Below are 12,579 nucleotides of genomic sequence, written 5' to 3' on the forward strand. Positions count from 1 at the left end.
GCGCGTCCCTTGGTCCCCACCCTGGCCCTTCGTAGCCTGCCGCGGCGCGCGCTGAGCGCCCTGACCTTGTCGGCGCCATCCTGGGCGACACCGTGGCGCAAGCCCGGGGCGGAGGAGTCCGGCCGCACCGGCCCGAGGATCGCCGTGATCGGAAATTGCCAGGCCCGCGGCGTCGCGCAGGCGATGCGGCTCCTGGCGCCGACGAGCCCGGTGCGCTTCATCCAGATGGCGTGGCTGAAGCGCGAGCACGGCCATATCGACAACCTCGCCAGGACGCTCGCCGGGTTCGATCACGTCTATTCCCAGCAATTCCCCGGCGGCCTGATCCCGGGCGGCGACGTAACGGCCCTGAAGGCGCTCGAGCCGCGCCTGCGGCTGTTCCCCACCATCGTGTTCCCGGCCTTCCATCCGGACATGGTCTATGCCGGCGCCATCTCCGATCTCGCGGCGCTCAAGCTCGCGCCGTCCCCGATGGGCCAGTATCACTCGGCGATCGCGCTCGCCGCCCACCGGGCCGGCCTCACCCCGGCACAGGCGGTGGCGCTCTACCGGGAGGACGTGTTCGCCCGGCTCGGCTACCTCGACCTGTGGGAATCTTCGGTGCGCGATATGCTGGCGAGCGCCGCCCAGACCGGGTTCGGGCTCGAGCGCGAGATGACCCGCTGGGCCCGGCGCGGCAACTTCATGTACGTGCTGAACCACCCGAGGGCCTTCGTGATCGGCGACATCGCCCGGCGCCTCCTCGAGGAGAGCGGCCTGCGGCCGGAGCCCGTCGAGATCGAGGATTACATCGGCGACGAGCTCGCCCGCGACGTGGTCTGGCCGCTCTATCCGCCGGTGGCGGAGGCCTACGGGCTGACGGGCGCCTACCTGTTCAAGGCCAAGCCCCGCGGCAAGGCCTTCCCGCGGCTCTACGACCTGCCCGGCTTCGTGGCCGCGAGCTTTGCCATCTACGACCGGCTGACGCCGCAGGACATCGCCTCGCAGCGCGTCGATTCCTGGCTCGCCGACCCCGAGATCGCCGGGATCTTCGCGCCCGCTGGGACCGGCTGAGCCGGGTCGGTCGCGGCGGCCTCAGCCGGCGGCCCGGCGGGGTGCGGGGCTGAGCGCCCGCGCCATCATGCGGGCGAGGCCGATGATCTCGTGGACCTGGTAGGGCTTGCGCACGAACAGGCTGCCCGGAACCGTGCGCCGCTCGACCGTCGCACCGGTCGAGGCGTAGATCACGGGCCGGTCGGGATGGATCGCCCGGTAGGCCTGCGCGACGCTCCAGCCGTCGATGAGGCCGGGCAGGCGGATATCCGTGAAAAGCCAGTCGATATCCGCCCCGCGCCCGCGCAGGAGCGTCAGCGCGGCCTCGCCGCTCGACGCCTCCACCACCCGGATGCCCTCCTGCTCGCAGAGCGTCGCGAGCATTTCCAGGAGAACGTAGCTGTCCTCCACGATCAGGACGCTGGGCGGGGTGAACATCGGCGTGATCCGGTTGTCGATCAGCCAAGTCAAGGTTAGCGTGGTTAATATTCCTTGAAGCGACGACCCGAATGGCCGCTCCGCCCCCTGCCGGCGAGGCTCCCGACCCGCCGGACCCGGCCGGCGCGAGCCCGATCTACGAGCCGGAGACCGTGGCCGAGCTCGAGGCCGTGTTCGGCCGCGCCCGGCTGATGAGCCTGCTCGCGGGCCTGAGGGCGGAGATCGGCCGGCGCCTCTGCGCGCCCGGTGCGCCGCGCGAGGACCTGTCGCGCGACGCGCACGCCCTCGTCTCGGCGAGCGGCACTCTCGGATTCCAGGCCCTGTCGCGCGCCTGCGCCGCGCTGGAGGAAGCCTGCCACGCGGGCGAAGAGCCCGGCCCCGCGCTCGCGGCGGCGCGGCGCGCGGGCGCCGCCACGCTGGAGGCGATCGACCGCCTGCTGGCCGAGCCCCGCTGAGCCGGAGTGGCGCCGTGGCAGCGGCGCAACAGGCGCCCGCAAATCTCGCCCGCGCGGGCCTGCCGCGTCCCCGCCCCATTGGCGGCGCGATGAGCCGCATCGGTCCGGTTCCGGACAGGTGCGCTGCGGCACGGCAGGCGCGCCCGCACGATGCTCGATACCGCCCGTCAAGGTTGACGGAACCTTCGCTTAACCCGGCAGGCCTAGAACAGGCCGACACCTGAACGCGGAAGGGCCTCGGAGACCCGCAGCCGGCCTCCGGCACCGCTCGAGGAGAATGGAAGATCATGTCCAGACCCGCGCGCCTCCGCGTGCTCCCGCTCGCCGCGGCGCTGATCGCCGCGCTCGGCCTCGCCGCCTGCAGCAACGACAAAGACCTCGCCGACGCCTCCGCCTTTGGGGCTGGCGCCGCCACGCCCGGCAGCGCGCAGGACTTCGTGGTGAATGTCGGCGACCGCGTCTTCTTCGAGTCGGACTCGACCGACCTGACGCCCACCGCCACCGCCACCCTCGACAAGCAGGCCGCCTGGCTGCAGCGCTACCCGCGGTACACCTTCATCATCGAGGGCCATGCCGACGAGCGCGGCACCCGCGAGTACAATTACTCGCTCGGCGCCCGCCGCGCCCAGACGGTGAACGACTATCTCGCCTCGCGCGGGATCGCGTCGGGCCGGATGCGGACCGTCTCCTACGGCAAGGAGCGCCCGGTCGCGGTCTGCAACGACATCTCGTGCTGGTCGCAGAACCGCCGCGCCGTCACGGTGCTCGACCGCGGCGCCGGCGCGTAGCGGTCCCGGCGCCGGTCGGTCCGGCGCCGTACTTTTGCCGCGAGGCGGAGCATCTGCTATCGGCGTCGCGTCGCCGTGGTTCGCGGCGCACCATCGCCGCCAGAACCGGTCCCGACCCCATGCTCCGCCGCCTCCTCCTCGCGACCTGCCTGACCCTGCCGCTCGCCGCGCCCGCGGCCGCCCAGGACGCCGCGGACTTCGTGGTGCGCCTGAACCGCCTGGAGAACCAGTCGCGGATGATGGCCGGGCAGATCGAGACCCTCCAGTACGAGAACCGCCAGCTCAAGGAGCAGCTGCGCAAGTTCCAGGAGGATGTCGAGTTCCGCCTTCAGGAGGGCAAGGGCGGCGGCAAGCCGGCGCCGGCCGTCAACGGTGGCAATCCGGGCGGCAGCCCGGGGGCGGGCAAGCCGCAGAAGCGGGGCGACGCCTTCGATCCCGGCCAGAACCCAAGCGCCCCCGGCACCCCGATGCAGCTCGGCACCACGACGCCGTCGGCGCCGGTGGCAGCCGCGCCCGCGACGTCCGCCCGGCCGCTGCCCTCCGGTGCCATCGACGAGGCCGAGGAGGCCGAGGGCGAGGCGGCCCCGCCCGGCCTCGGCGGGCCCGTCGACCTGACCCCGCCCTCGCGCATCGGCACCACCGGCGCGCTGCCGGCGCAGCGCCCCTCGGCCAGCGTCGCCGCCACGGGCACGGGCGACGCCCGCTCCGACTACGAGGCGGCCTACGCCCTGGTGCAGCAGCGGCAATACGAGCAGGCCGAGATGAGCCTGCGCCAATTCATCCAGTCGCACCCGCGCGACGGGCACGTCCCGGCCGCCACCTACTGGCTCGGCGAGAGCTACCTGCAGCGCAACCGCAACCGCGAGGCGGCCGAGCAGTTCCTGAAAGTCTCGACCGACTACGCCCGCTCGCCACAGGCTCCGGAAGCGATGCTCAAGCTCGGCGCCTCGCTCAACGCGCTCGGCGCCCGGGAGCAGGCCTGCGCGACGCTGGCCGAGCTCGAGCGCAAGTTCCCGAGCGCGACCCCGAGCGTCCGGCAGGGCGTGGCGCGCGAGCAAAAGCGCGCGCGCTGCGCGGCCTGAGGCACCGGGCGCGTGTGACGCGGCGGATGCGTTGCCGTGCGCATCCGCAAGTCGCACAAGGGGCGGAGTAGTGAGCCGGTGATCGGCGCGTCCGATCGGCGGCCGGGATTCGTGACCATGCAGGCGTCGCGCGGGGAGGGGATGTCGGGGCCAGTCGCCCGCGCGCTCGCCTGCGCGCTTGCCCCTTGGCTCGAGCCGGCCCGGGTGCCGGGCCGCATCCTGCTCGCGGTCTCGGGTGGGCCCGATTCGACGGCTCTGATGCACGCGGTCGCCGAGGCGCGAGCCGAAGTCCCGGTCGAGGTCGCGACCGTCGACCACGGGCTGCGCCCGGAATCCGCCGCCGAGGCGAGGGCCGTCGCCGAAGCCGCGGCGCGGCTCGGCTTCCCGCACCATCACCTGCGCTGGGACGGCCCGCGGCCGGCGACCAGTCTGCCGGCGGCGGCGCGCGCGGCGCGCTACCGGCTGCTCGCGGCCTGCGCGGCAGGGATCGGCGCCCGCTGCGTGCTCACCGCCCATACCCGCGACGACCAGGCCGAGACCGTGCTGATGCGCCTCATCGCGGGAAGCGGCCCGGGCGGCCTTGCCGGGATGCGTCCCGAGCGTGCCCTCGGGGAGGGCGTGATCCTCGCCCGGCCGTTCCTCGGCATCCCGAAGATCGACCTGATCGCCTGGTGCGAGGCCCGCGGCCTGCCCTTCGCCAGCGACCCCTCGAACGCCGACGAGGCCTTCGCGCGCGCGCGCCTGCGTCGCCTGCTGCCGCGCCTCGCGCGCGAGGGCCTCAGCACCGAGCGCCTCGTGCGCCTCGCCGATCGCGCCGCCCGCGACGAGGCGGCCCTGCGCGCGGCGGCCGAGCGGGCCTGCGCAGACGTGGTAGGCCGGAAGACCCGGGAATGTCTCCACCTCGACGGCGCGGCCTTCGCGGCCCTGCCGGAGGCCGTGGCGATCCGCGTGGCCGACCTCGTCCTCGACCAGGCCGGAGGGGAGGGACCGCGCCGGCTCGAGCGCCTGGAGCGGCTGATCCTCGACGCTCTGCTGCCGGCTCTGCGCGCCGGGACGCCCCTGCGCCGGACGCTGCGCGGCCTGCTGATCGAGGCCGGCCGCGACCGTCTGGTCACCGTCCGGCGCGCCCCGCGCCGCCGCGGGGGAGGCCTCGCCGCGCCCGACCCGCCCGGCGCGTCGCGCGACACGCCGCTCGGCGAGTTACTTGGCAAGGGTGGGCCCGCCACCTACATTGGAGCGGAGTGCGCGGACGGTCCCGCCGCCTCGGGCAAGGGGCCCGGGGCATGAGGCCCGCGCGCCCCAAGGATTGATCGATGAACCCGAATTTCCGCAATTTTGCTTTGTGGGTCGTCATCTTCCTCCTCGTCCTCGCGCTCGTGACCCTGTTCCAGAACCCGGGTCATCGCGGCGGCGGGAGCGAGATCGCCTACAGCCAGCTCCTGAACGACGCCGATGCCGGCAAGATCCAGTCCGTCGTGATCTCGGGCCAGGATGTCAGCGGCACCTACGTGGGCGGCGGCAACTTCACCTCCTATGCCCCGAACGATCCGAGCCTCGTCTCGAAGCTGCAGGGCAAGGGCGTGCAGATCACGGCGCGGCCGCCGTCGGACAACACGCCCTGGTTCATCCAGCTTCTCGTCAGCTGGCTGCCGATCCTTGTCTTCATCGGCGCCTGGATCTTCCTGTCGCGCCAGATGCAGTCGGGCGCCGGCCGCGCCATGGGCTTCGGCAAGTCGAAGGCCAAGCTCCTCAACGAGGCCCACGGGCGCGTCTCCTTCGAGGACGTGGCGGGCGTCGAGGAGGCCAAGGAGGATCTGCAGGAGATCGTCGAGTTCCTGCGCGACCCGCAGAAGTTCCAGCGCCTCGGCGGGCGCATCCCGCGCGGCGTGCTGCTCGTCGGCCCCCCCGGAACCGGCAAGACCCTGATCGCGCGCGCCGTCGCCGGTGAGGCCAACGTGCCCTTCTTCACGATCTCGGGTTCGGACTTCGTTGAGATGTTCGTCGGCGTCGGCGCGAGCCGTGTGCGCGACATGTTCGAGCAGGCCAAGAAGAACGCGCCCTGCATCATCTTCATCGACGAGATCGACGCGGTCGGCCGCCATCGCGGCGCGGGGCTCGGGGGCGGCAACGACGAGCGCGAGCAGACGCTGAACCAGCTCCTCGTCGAGATGGACGGGTTCGAGGCGAACGAGGGCGTGATCATCATCGCGGCCACGAACCGTCCCGACGTGCTCGACCCGGCGCTGCTGCGCCCCGGCCGCTTCGACCGCCAGATCATGGTGCCAAATCCGGACGTGACCGGCCGCGAGCGCATCCTGCGCGTCCATGTCCGCAAGGTGCCGCTGGCGCCGGACGTCGACCTCAAGACCATCGCGCGCGGTACCCCCGGCTTCTCGGGCGCCGACCTGATGAATCTCGTCAACGAGTCGGCGCTGCTGGCCGCGCGCCGAGGCAAGCGCATCGTCACGATGCACGAGTTCGAGGACGCCAAGGACAAGGTCATGATGGGCGCCGAGCGGCGCACCCTCGTCATGACCGAGGACGAGAAGCGGCTCACCGCCTACCACGAGGGCGGCCACGCCATCGTGGCGCTGAACGTGCCGGCGACCGATCCCGTCCACAAGGCGACGATCATCCCGCGCGGCCGCGCGCTCGGCATGGTCATGCAGCTTCCAGAGCGCGACAAGCTCTCGATGAGCTACGAGCAGATGACCTCGCGGCTCGCCATCATGATGGGCGGGCGCATCGCCGAGGAGATGACCTTCGGCCCCGACAAGGTGACGTCGGGCGCGCAGTCGGACATCGAGCAGGCGACCCGGCTCGCCAAGATGATGGTGACGCGCTGGGGCTTCTCGCCGGAGCTCGGCACCGTCGCCTACGGCGACAACAACGACGAGGTCTTCCTCGGCATGTCGATGGGCCGCCAGCAGACGGTCTCCGAATCCACCGCCCAGAAGATCGACGCGGAGGTTCGCCGCCTCGTCGAGCAGGGCCTGGAGGAGGCGCGCCGCATCCTGGGCGAGCACAAGGACGACCTCGAGGCGCTCGCCCAGGGCCTGCTCGAGTACGAGACGCTGTCGGGCGAGGAGATCCGCAACCTGCTCGCCGGCCGCCCGCCGGTCCGCGACGGCGGCGACGTGCCGCCGACCCCGGCGCGCGGCTCGCCCGTCCCCACCGCCGGCCGCGGCCGGCCGCGGGAGAACGACGGCGGCCTCGAGCCGCAGCCGCAGGCCTGACGAGGACGCTTCGCGCCATCGCGCCCCGCGCGACGGTGGCAGCACGCGACGGCCTCGCTGCGTCCCGGCCGGTTTCCGGATCATGCGCAGATCCCCTCTCCCGTGCGGGAGAGGGACAGGGTGAGGGGTGCGACCTCTCCGGACAGGGCGAACCCAAACCCGGCCCGCTGGCGTGGACTCGACCTCTCCCGCACGGGAGAGGTCGAGGTGCGCTCGATCCGCGCCTGGGATTGGCCGGCATCGCGGTGCCTTTCGGCGGGCTGGACGGCCGCGGCAGGAGCCGTGCCCTCTCGGGCCATCGATAGCCAGATTCACTAATACCGAATCTCTCCGCCCGGCTTTCGCGGAAAGCTGCTAGGCTGGCCGAGGGATCATTCGTCCGGAACGGCGGGGACGCGCGTGCGCAAGTATTTCGGGACCGACGGCATCCGGGGCCGCGCCAACGGCGTCATCACGCCGGAACTCGCCCTCAAGGTGGGTCAGGCGGCGGGCCTCGTGTTCCAGCGCGGCGACTATCGGCACCGCGTCGTGATCGGCAAGGACACGCGGCTCTCCGGCTACATGATCGAGACGGCGCTGGTCGCCGGCTTCACCTCGGTCGGCATGGACGTGCTGCTGCTCGGGCCGATGCCGACGCCGGCCGTTGCCATGCTGACCCGCTCCATGCGGGCCGATCTCGGCGTGATGATCTCGGCCTCGCACAATCCTTACGAGGATAACGGCATCAAGCTGTTCGGCCCGGACGGGTTCAAGCTCAACGACGATGTCGAGCGCGGCATCGAGGCCCTGCTCGACGGCGAGCTGCACAAGCGGCTCGCCGGCTCGCGCGATCTCGGCCGCGCCAAGCGCATCGAGAGCGTGCATGCCCGCTACATCGAGTTCGCCAAGCGCACGCTGCCCCGTCACGTCACCCTCGACGGCCTGCGGGTCGTCGTGGATTGCGCCAACGGCGCCGCCTACCGCGTCGCGCCCGAGACGCTGTGGGAGCTCGGCGCGGAGGTGATCGCGATCGGCACCGAGCCGGACGGCTTCAACATCAACCGCGACGTCGGCTCGACCGCGCCGACCGCCCTCGTCAGCAAGGTGCGCGAGCTGCGCGCCGATATCGGCATCGCCCTCGACGGCGACGCCGACCGGGTGCTGATCGTCGACGAGAAGGGCCAGATGGTCGACGGCGACCAGCTGATGGCGGTGGTCGCGCGCTCCTGGAAGGAGGACGACCGCCTGACGAGAGCCGGGCTGGTGGCGACGATCATGTCCAATCTCGGCCTGGAGCGGTATCTCGGCGGGATCGGCCTGACGCTCGCCCGCACGGCGGTCGGCGACCGCTACGTGCTGGAGCACATGCGGGAGCACGGCTACAACCTCGGCGGCGAGCAATCCGGCCATATCATCATGTCGGACTACGCGACGACCGGCGACGGGCTCGTGGCGGCGCTCCAGCTCCTCAGCGTCGTCAAGCGCCAGGAGCGGCCGGTGAGCGAGGTCTGCCACTGCTTCGACCCGCTGCCGCAGATCCTCAAGAACGTCCGCTACCGCTCGGGCGAGCCCCTGCGCCAGGAAGCCGTGGTGACGGCGATCGAGAACGCCCGCGAGCGCCTCGGCGATTCGGGGCGCCTCGTGATCCGGCCCTCCGGCACCGAGCCGGTGATCCGCGTGATGGCGGAGGGCGACGACCGCAGCCTCGTCTCGGAGGTGGTCGACGAGGTGGTCGACGCGGTGACCCGGGTCGCGGCCTGACGCTGGGCGCCGCTCAGGCGGCGCTGCGCGTCAGCAGCGGCAGGAGGGCGCCCTTCAGCGCCGCCATCTGCTCCTCGGTCTCTTCCCGTGCCCGCGCCTCGTCGGGCTGGAGGAGCGCGCGCAGGCGCGCGACCTCGGCCGCGAGCGCGTCGTTCTCGGCGACCAGCAGCGCCACCTTCTCCTCGGCGACCCTGGCGCGGGCCAGCGCCTCGTTGCGCTCGTGCTCGCGGACCTGGACGCGGTCCCGCCACAGGCGCGTCGCGACGGATTCGGTCTCTTCGCTCATGGGCCGCCTCGCGTGCTGTCGGATCGGCTGCGACCCTGCCACGTAAGGGTTCATTAAGTGTAACCGGGAGTTGCTTCGTCCCGAACCGGACGCCGGCACTCACGCCGGCTCTTGGGCCGCCACCAGCGCCGCCGGGGCGGTCGTGCGCCAGGCAGCCAGCAGCGCGCCGCGCAGCGCCTCCTCGTCGGCGTCGGGGAGGTCGAGATTCGTCCAGCCCCGCCGGCCCCAGGCGCCGGGCACGGGCGAGAACAGGTCCGGCCCCGACTCGACGAGCATGGCCTGATGCTCCGGTGCGAGCCGCAGGACGGCGCGGTCCTCCTCGGTCCAGAGCGTCGCGAAGATGCGGCCGCCGACCCGGAAATCGGCGTTGCCCATATGAGCGCCCTCGACGACCTCCGGCAGCATCAGCGCGAGCGCCCGCACGTCCTGCGGCCGCATCCTAGGATCCGCTGCCCGCAGGCGCCTGCCAGGAGACGCCCGGATGCTCGCGGATGTCGCCGGCCTCGCTGCCGGTATCGGCGTCCGAGATCCACTCGCCGGGCTCGACGACGGCCCCGATCGTGTCGTCGGGATAATGCGCCTCGAGGAAGAGGCGCGCCTCGCCTTCCGCCGCGGCCCGCACGGTCACGAGCGGGCGCGGACCGGTCGGCGTATGGACCTGCGCGATGAAGAGCTGCGTCATTCCGCCTCCGGGCCGCCTGGGGCGCGGGCGTCCGAGCCGCGCCGCTCAAGCCAACGCGCCAGCGGCGGTTTCGTCCCCGCCGGATGGAGGGTGCCGGGCCGAGATCGACCAGTAGAGCGGCCCGCCAAGGGTAAGATTTAACGTTAAGTACGGCTTAATACCTTTCGCGGATGATCAATCCGTCATTCGAGCCGGCACGACAAGCTTCCGGCACCGACCCAGTGAAGGAATTCTCATGGCCCGCTCCAAGCTCAACGCCTTGGTGCGCTCCCTCACGCTCGTCGCGAGCGTGGGCGCGCCCTGCCTCGCCGAGGCCGCCGACCTGCTGCCGCCGCCGCCCCCGCCGCCCATCGCCCCGCCGGTCGAGGTCGGCGGCGGCTGGTACCTGCGCGGCGACGTCGGCGCGAGCGTCTACCAGGCCAAGAACTTCGCGGCCTACGGCGAGAAGGATGCGAGCGGCCGCATCAACGAGCGCTATTACCAGAACGAGGTCGGCGGCGGCGCCTTCGCGGGCGTCGGCATCGGCTACCAGTTCAACCCGTTCCTGCGCGGCGACATCACGGGCGAGTACCGCTTCTCGACCGGGATCAGCGGCCAGCACCGCTACGAGTACGCGACCGGCTTCTTCGACGGCGGCGGCAACGAGTTGCGCGGCCGCGTCGACGAGCAGACCCGCGGCAACTTCGACTCGGCCGTCGTGCTCGCCAATGCCTATTTCGATCTCGGCACCTGGTACGGCATCACCCCGTTCGTCGGCGGCGGCGTCGGTGTCGCCTTCAATCACACCTCCGGCTTCCAGAAGTCCGGCTCGGTGAGCGAGCCGACGCTTGTCTACGCCTACGAGGGCTGCGGCTGCGGGCCCTACCCGGCCTCCATCGGCGGCGCGGCCGTCTACAACAAGACCGTGTCCTCGTACTTCCGCGCCAACACCTCGGCGAACTTCGCCTGGGCGCTGCATGCCGGTCTCGCCTACGACGTGACGCCGAACTTCAAGGTCGAGCTCGCCTACCGCTACCTCAACCTCGGCAGCGTGAAGACCGGCGCGGGCTTCGATGCCTGCTGCTCGACCACGGTCGGCTACTACAAGGAGAAGAGCCTGGAGGCGCACGACGTGAAGATCGGCCTGCGCTACCTGCTCGGCGGCTTCGCCCCGGCGCCGCTGCCCCCGCTCGTCGCCGACTATCAGCCGGGCCCGCTGGTGCGCAAGTACTGAGACCTCCTCTCCCGACGGGTTCGAGCGGCGCGGATCACATCCGCGCCGCTTTGCTTTTCACGGCATCGCGACAGCAGATTTGCATCGATCACCACCGGCATGATCGGCAATATTTGCCGAGTTCCGGTGTCGACCGCGCACCGCAAGTAACACCTGAACTCGCACTCGATCGAACCGGGCGAAAGCTCCGAATGCGCCACCATTCTGCTTGTGGATGCCTCGAACCGATTCGGTATGAAACGGAACATTAAGGTTACCGCGCTATCAAGATCGCATGGGCAAGATCCCATGAGTTTGGCAGTCCAACGCGTGTTGCTGCCCCGAGGACGATCCCGATGCGTATCGTTACTTTCGCTGTCCTGGCCGGGCTGAGCCTGTGTGGTGCCTCGGCTGCGGTCGCCGCCGATCTCGACTACGGCGTTCTGCGCGGACCGGACTACGAGCCGGCCGTGCCGGTGGTCGATTGGAGCGGTATCTATTTCGGCGCGCATGCGGGGTACACATCGGCCGCGCTTGGATTCAAGCAGCCGTTTCAGCCGATATTGGCGCAGTATTTTCGAGCACGTGACATCGAGAGCGAGTTCGGTGTTTCATCGCTCCTCATCGCAAACGCCAAGCGCGCCAGCGGATCGAGCTTTGGCGGCTTTGCCGGTGTGAATTTCCAATTCGATGAAATGGTACTCGGCCTCGAAGCCGACTACACCCAATTCCAGCGCGGGGCGACATCGTCGAACTCGATCGGTCGATACTTCATTACCAGCGCTGGAAACTATGAGTCCGTCTATCTCGATGGGACATCATCAACGAAAGTCGAGGATTTCGGCACATTCCGCGCTCGCGCCGGATACGCGATGGGCAACTTTCTGCCGTTCGTGACGGGCGGCCTTGCGATTGGCCGCGCCCGTATCGTCGATCAGGTCAATGTTCAAAATTACGGCTATGACAAGAAGACTTACGATGCCAACCAGCAATTGACGAGCGGAAATCTGGCATACGTAAACTTCCACGATTACAAAATATTCTACCAGAATGATGTCGGCCGATCGATCCCGAACGGCCCGATCGCGCTGCCGACCGTGGCCAAGACGAAGGTTGTCGGCGGCGTCGCGCTGGGTGGGGGCCTGGAATATGCACTGACGCAGAACATCATTCTGCGCGGTGAGTACCAATACGTTCTGCTCAACGATTTCGATGGGCACAAGGTCAACCTCAACACCGTGCGAGCCGGCGCCGCGGTGAAATTCTGAGATCGATCAGCAATTCTTTGCCGCAATTTCGTACTGTTGAGCGCGAGGTCTCCATGAGCTGGCCGGTCAATCTCACCTGCGCGGCGCTGGGCCTTGCCTGCACGGTGGTTGCCCTCGGCCCGTGCTCAACGCTGGCAGCCGCCCGCGAGCGGTTCGACGGGGATCGGAGGATAGAGCGCGCACCGGCGGCGCATCGCCAGAAGTCTCACGCCCATCACCGTCCCCGCCGCCACCTCCCGCCCGAGATCGCCTACCGCGATCCGGCCTACCGCCCTCAGGTCCCGCTCGGACCCCCGGCCGTGATCGTGCGCGGGTACCTGCCGCGCAACCACGCCGTGCCGATGTACAACGAACCGCCCGCCCCGCTGCCGCGATACTGA

The 12,579-nt window shown here is 70.5% G+C and carries 14 protein-coding genes; 10 read left to right on the forward strand and 4 right to left on the reverse strand.

Annotation, left to right across the window (positions count from 1 at the left end; all coding sequences use genetic code 11):
* The first annotated feature begins 9 nt into the window (after positions 1 to 9).
* Positions 10 to 1,053 (forward strand): WcbI family polysaccharide biosynthesis putative acetyltransferase, encoded by a 1,044-nt coding sequence (locus WDW90_RS00310; protein WP_336485255.1) that lies wholly within the window; start codon positions 10 to 12, stop codon positions 1,051 to 1,053.
* Positions 1,054 to 1,074: 21 nt separating this feature from the next.
* Here WDW90_RS00310 and WDW90_RS00315 read toward each other — a convergent pair whose 3' ends face one another.
* Positions 1,075 to 1,470, reverse strand: coding sequence for a response regulator (locus WDW90_RS00315; protein ID WP_336485256.1), 396 nt, complete (start codon positions 1,468 to 1,470; stop codon positions 1,075 to 1,077).
* A 71-nt stretch (positions 1,471 to 1,541) separates the two neighbouring features.
* Here WDW90_RS00315 and WDW90_RS00320 point away from each other — a divergent pair, with 71 nt between their 5' ends.
* The 6 genes from WDW90_RS00320 (at position 1,542) to glmM (ending at position 8,771) form a co-directional block, all read left to right on the forward strand.
* A complete protein-coding gene (locus tag WDW90_RS00320) occupies positions 1,542 to 1,925 on the forward strand; it encodes an Hpt domain-containing protein (protein ID WP_336485257.1) in 384 nt (127 codons plus the stop codon).
* 287 nt (positions 1,926 to 2,212) lie between these two features.
* Positions 2,213 to 2,713: a peptidoglycan-associated lipoprotein Pal gene (gene pal / locus WDW90_RS00325; protein WP_336485258.1), complete on the forward strand. Its 501-nt coding sequence runs from the start codon at positions 2,213 to 2,215 to the stop codon at positions 2,711 to 2,713.
* A gap of 119 nt (positions 2,714 to 2,832) precedes the next feature.
* The gene (gene ybgF, locus WDW90_RS00330; RefSeq protein WP_336485259.1) at positions 2,833 to 3,795 is read left to right on the forward strand and encodes a tol-pal system protein YbgF; all 963 of its coding nucleotides are present in this window, start codon (positions 2,833 to 2,835) and stop codon (positions 3,793 to 3,795) included.
* A gap of 117 nt (positions 3,796 to 3,912) precedes the next feature.
* On the forward strand, positions 3,913 to 5,082 hold the full coding sequence (tilS, locus tag WDW90_RS00335; protein WP_336485260.1) for a tRNA lysidine(34) synthetase TilS: 1,170 nt from the start codon (positions 3,913 to 3,915) through the stop codon (positions 5,080 to 5,082).
* Positions 5,083 to 5,108: 26 nt separating this feature from the next.
* A complete protein-coding gene (gene ftsH, locus WDW90_RS00340; RefSeq protein ID WP_336485261.1) occupies positions 5,109 to 7,031 on the forward strand; it encodes an ATP-dependent zinc metalloprotease FtsH in 1,923 nt (640 codons plus the stop codon).
* A gap of 399 nt (positions 7,032 to 7,430) precedes the next feature.
* Positions 7,431 to 8,771, forward strand: a complete 1,341-nt coding sequence (gene glmM / locus WDW90_RS00345) for a phosphoglucosamine mutase (RefSeq protein ID WP_336485262.1) — start codon at positions 7,431 to 7,433, stop codon at positions 8,769 to 8,771.
* Between the two features lie 13 nt (positions 8,772 to 8,784).
* On the opposite strand, the gene WDW90_RS00350 is transcribed toward glmM, so the two are convergent.
* The 3 genes from WDW90_RS00350 to WDW90_RS00360 all read right to left on the reverse strand — a co-directional run bounded on the left by WDW90_RS00350 (position 8,785) and on the right by WDW90_RS00360 (position 9,739).
* Positions 8,785 to 9,057 (reverse strand): hypothetical protein, encoded by a 273-nt coding sequence (locus WDW90_RS00350; protein WP_336485263.1) that lies wholly within the window; start codon positions 9,055 to 9,057, stop codon positions 8,785 to 8,787.
* A 99-nt stretch (positions 9,058 to 9,156) separates the two neighbouring features.
* Positions 9,157 to 9,495, reverse strand: a complete 339-nt coding sequence (locus tag WDW90_RS00355) for an MmcQ/YjbR family DNA-binding protein (protein ID WP_336485264.1) — start codon at positions 9,493 to 9,495, stop codon at positions 9,157 to 9,159.
* A 1-nt stretch (position 9,496) separates the two neighbouring features.
* Positions 9,497 to 9,739, reverse strand: coding sequence for a hypothetical protein (locus WDW90_RS00360; protein ID WP_336485265.1), 243 nt, complete (start codon positions 9,737 to 9,739; stop codon positions 9,497 to 9,499).
* A 235-nt stretch (positions 9,740 to 9,974) separates the two neighbouring features.
* Between WDW90_RS00360 and WDW90_RS00365 the strand changes: the two genes are divergently transcribed.
* The 3 genes from WDW90_RS00365 (at position 9,975) to WDW90_RS00375 (ending at position 12,579) form a co-directional block, all read left to right on the forward strand.
* The gene (locus tag WDW90_RS00365) at positions 9,975 to 10,952 is read left to right on the forward strand and encodes an outer membrane protein (protein WP_336485266.1); all 978 of its coding nucleotides are present in this window, start codon (positions 9,975 to 9,977) and stop codon (positions 10,950 to 10,952) included.
* Between the two features lie 335 nt (positions 10,953 to 11,287).
* The gene (locus tag WDW90_RS00370; protein ID WP_336485267.1) at positions 11,288 to 12,199 is read left to right on the forward strand and encodes an outer membrane protein; all 912 of its coding nucleotides are present in this window, start codon (positions 11,288 to 11,290) and stop codon (positions 12,197 to 12,199) included.
* 53 nt (positions 12,200 to 12,252) lie between these two features.
* Positions 12,253 to 12,579: a hypothetical protein gene (locus WDW90_RS00375; protein WP_336485268.1), complete on the forward strand. Its 327-nt coding sequence runs from the start codon at positions 12,253 to 12,255 to the stop codon at positions 12,577 to 12,579.

Origin of the sequence: Methylobacterium nigriterrae, assembly GCF_037106235.1 — a bacterium.
GTDB classification, from domain to species: Bacteria; Pseudomonadota; Alphaproteobacteria; order Rhizobiales; family Beijerinckiaceae; genus Methylobacterium; species Methylobacterium nigriterrae.

Excerpts from the sequence above, each read along its gene's own strand:
- WDW90_RS00315 (WP_336485256.1), bottom strand. The coding sequence starts at position 1,470 with ATGTTCACCCCGCCCAGCGTCCTGATCGTGGAGGACAGCTACGTTCTC.
- WDW90_RS00320 (WP_336485257.1), top strand. The coding sequence starts at position 1,542 with ATGGCCGCTCCGCCCCCTGCCGGCGAGGCTCCCGACCCGCCGGACCCG.
- pal (WP_336485258.1), top strand. The coding sequence starts at position 2,213 with ATGTCCAGACCCGCGCGCCTCCGCGTGCTCCCGCTCGCCGCGGCGCTG.
- ybgF (WP_336485259.1), top strand. The coding sequence starts at position 2,833 with ATGCTCCGCCGCCTCCTCCTCGCGACCTGCCTGACCCTGCCGCTCGCC.
- tilS (WP_336485260.1), top strand. The coding sequence starts at position 3,913 with ATGCAGGCGTCGCGCGGGGAGGGGATGTCGGGGCCAGTCGCCCGCGCG.
- ftsH (WP_336485261.1), top strand. The coding sequence starts at position 5,109 with ATGAACCCGAATTTCCGCAATTTTGCTTTGTGGGTCGTCATCTTCCTC.
- WDW90_RS00350 (WP_336485263.1), bottom strand. The coding sequence starts at position 9,057 with ATGAGCGAAGAGACCGAATCCGTCGCGACGCGCCTGTGGCGGGACCGC.
- WDW90_RS00355 (WP_336485264.1), bottom strand. The coding sequence starts at position 9,495 with ATGCGGCCGCAGGACGTGCGGGCGCTCGCGCTGATGCTGCCGGAGGTC.
- WDW90_RS00360 (WP_336485265.1), bottom strand. The coding sequence starts at position 9,739 with ATGACGCAGCTCTTCATCGCGCAGGTCCATACGCCGACCGGTCCGCGC.
- WDW90_RS00365 (WP_336485266.1), top strand. The coding sequence starts at position 9,975 with ATGGCCCGCTCCAAGCTCAACGCCTTGGTGCGCTCCCTCACGCTCGTC.
- WDW90_RS00370 (WP_336485267.1), top strand. The coding sequence starts at position 11,288 with ATGCGTATCGTTACTTTCGCTGTCCTGGCCGGGCTGAGCCTGTGTGGT.
- WDW90_RS00375 (WP_336485268.1), top strand. The coding sequence starts at position 12,253 with ATGAGCTGGCCGGTCAATCTCACCTGCGCGGCGCTGGGCCTTGCCTGC.